The 2,529-nt window shown below is 70.0% G+C and carries 3 protein-coding genes; all 3 read left to right on the top strand.

The window, feature by feature from the left end; all coding sequences use genetic code 11:
* A partial coding sequence (paoA, locus tag HUU96_RS14835) for an aldehyde dehydrogenase iron-sulfur subunit PaoA (protein ID WP_254605262.1) occupies positions 1-516 on the top strand: 516 nt, incomplete at its 5' end.
* Complete coding sequence (locus tag HUU96_RS14830) at positions 513-1,463, top strand: FAD binding domain-containing protein (RefSeq protein WP_174293502.1); 951 nt, start codon at positions 513-515, stop codon at positions 1,461-1,463. The genes paoA and HUU96_RS14830, both read left to right, overlap by 4 nt.
* 5 nt (positions 1,464-1,468) lie before the next feature.
* Positions 1,469-2,529: molybdopterin cofactor-binding domain-containing protein (locus HUU96_RS14825; protein WP_174293501.1), on the top strand; the 1,061-nt coding region annotated here is incomplete at its 3' end.

Below are 2,529 nucleotides of genomic sequence, written 5' to 3'. Positions count from 1 at the left end.
GTCGCGACGATGCCGGTCACGCTCAAGGTCAACGGCCGGGCGCGCTCGCTCGACCTCGACCCGCGCACCACGCTCCTGGACGCGCTACGCGAGCATCTCCATCTCACCGGTACCAAGAAAGGATGCGATCACGGCCAGTGCGGCGCCTGCACGGTGATTGTCGAGGGCCAGCGGATCAACGCCTGCCTCAGTCTGGCGCTCCAGCACGACGGCGACGCGGTGACGACGATCGAGGGCCTCGGCACGCCGGACAGGCTGCATCCGATGCAGGCGGCGTTCATCAAGCATGACGGCTACCAGTGCGGTTACTGCACCCCGGGGCAGATCTGCTCGGCGGTCGCGGTGCTCGACGAGATGCGCGCCGGCATCCCCAGCCACGTCCAGGCGGACATCACCGCCAAGCCGGCGCTGACCACGGCAGAGATGCGCGAGCGGATGAGCGGCAACATCTGCCGCTGCGGCGCCTATTCCAACATCGCCGAGGCGATGGCCGACCTCGCGGGAGTCCAGACATGAGGAGCTTCACTTACGAGCGCGCCAAGTCCCCGGCCGGGGCGGCGGCGATCGTCGCGCGAACGCCAGGCGCCAAGTTCCTGGCGGGCGGCACCAACCTGCTCGACCTGATGAAGCTCGAGATCGAGACGCCGACCCACCTGGTCGACCTCCAGGATCTCGGGCTCGACCGCGTCGAGAAGACTCCGGAAGGCGGCCTGCGCATCGGCGCGTTCGTCACCAACACGACGCTTGCCGCGGACGACCGCGTCCGCCGCGGCTATGGCGTCCTCACCCGTGCGATCGTCGCGGGCGCGTCGGGCCAGTTGCGCAACAAGGCGACGACCGCGGGCAACCTGCTCCAGCGCACCCGCTGCCCATATTTCTACGACCCCAATCAGCCGTGCAACAAGCGCGAGCCCGGTTCCGGCTGTGCGGCGATCGGCGGCTATTCGCGCCAGCTCGGCGTGATCGGCACCTCCGATGCGTGCATCGCGACCCATCCCGGCGACATGGCGGTGGCGATGCGGGTGCTCGACGCAGCCATCGAGACGGTAAAGCCCGACGGCCAGACGCGCGCGATACCCATCGCCGACTTCCACCGGCTGTGGGGCACGACGCCGCAGGTCGAGACGACGCTCCAGCCCGGCGAGCTGATCACCGCGATCACCCTGCCCCCGCCGCTCGATGGCCGGCATTTCTATCGCAAGGTGCGCGACCGTGCGTCCTACGCGTTCGCGCTCGTGTCGGTGGCGGCGGTGATCCGGAAGGACGGCACCGGCCGCGTCGCGTTCGGCGGAGTCGCGCCCAGGCCCTGGCGGGTCGAGGCGGCCGACGTGCTGCTGCCGCAAGGTGCGAAGGCGGCCGCCACCCGCGCCTTCGCCGGCGCCCGACCGACCGCCGACAACGCCTTCAAGCTGCCGCTCGCCGAGCGCGCGCTTGCTTCCGTCCTCGCCGAAGCGAAGGCCTGACCGCCATGAAGTTCGACACACCCGCGGGCACGAACGCGATCGACCAGCTCAAGGTCATCGGCAGGCCCACCGATCGCATCGACGGCCCGGCCAAGACCAGCGGCACCGCGCGCTATGCCTATGAGCGCAACGACGTCGTCATGAACCCCGCCTATGGCTATGTCGTCGGGAGCGCGATCGCCAAGGGCCGGGTGATTCGCATCGACACCGCCGCTGCGCGCGCCGCGCCGGGCGTGCTGGCGATCGTGACCCATGAAAATGCGGGCAAGCTGGTCAAGGGCGACTTCAACACCGCGCACCTGCTCGGCGGGCCGGTGGTGGAGCATTATCACCAAGCGCTGGCGGTCGTCGTCGCCGACACCTTCGAACAGGCGCGCGCCGCCGCCGCGCTGGTCCGTATCGACTATGCGCGCGAGAAGGGCGGCTACGATCTCGATGCCGCGCTCAAGGCGGCGCCGCTCAAGGGCGACAGCTCGGGCGAAGGATCATCCGCGCCGCCGATCGAGCGCGTGGGCCAGTTCGAGGCCGCGTTCGCCGCCGCGCCGGTGACGGTCGACGCGACCTACTCCACCCCCGATCACAGCCACGCGATGATGGAGCCCCATGCCACGACCGCCATATGGAACGGCGACAGGCTGACGCTCTACACCGCCAGCCAGATGATCGCCTGGGGCAAGGGCGACGTCGCCAAGACGCTTGGCATCCCCAAGGAAAACGTCCGGCTCGATACGCCCTATGTCGGTGGCGGGTTCGGCGGCAAGCTGTTCGTCCGCGCCGACGCGATCCTCGCCGCGCTCGGTGCGAAGGCGGCGAACCGGCCGGTCAAACTGGCGCTTACCCGCCCCTCCATCTTCAACAACACGACGCACCGCCCCGCTACCGTCCAGCGCGTCCGCCTGGGTGCGACCCGCGACGGCCGGCTGACCGCGATCGCCCACGAGAGCGGATCGGGCGACCTGCCCGGCGGCAGCCCCGAGACCGCAGTGTCGCCCACCAAGCTGCTCTACGCGGGCGCCAACCGGCTGACCGCGATGCGGCTGGCGGTGCTCGACCTGCCCGAGGGCAA

The sequence above is a fragment of the Sphingomonas bacterium genome, assembly GCF_903644135.1.
Lineage (GTDB): Bacteria > Pseudomonadota > Alphaproteobacteria > Sphingomonadales > Sphingomonadaceae > Sphingomonas.
This window is presented reverse-complemented; position numbering and strand designations above follow the sequence as displayed.

Excerpts from the sequence above, each read along its gene's own strand:
- HUU96_RS14830 (WP_174293502.1), top strand. The coding sequence starts at position 513 with ATGAGGAGCTTCACTTACGAGCGCGCCAAGTCCCCGGCCGGGGCGGCG.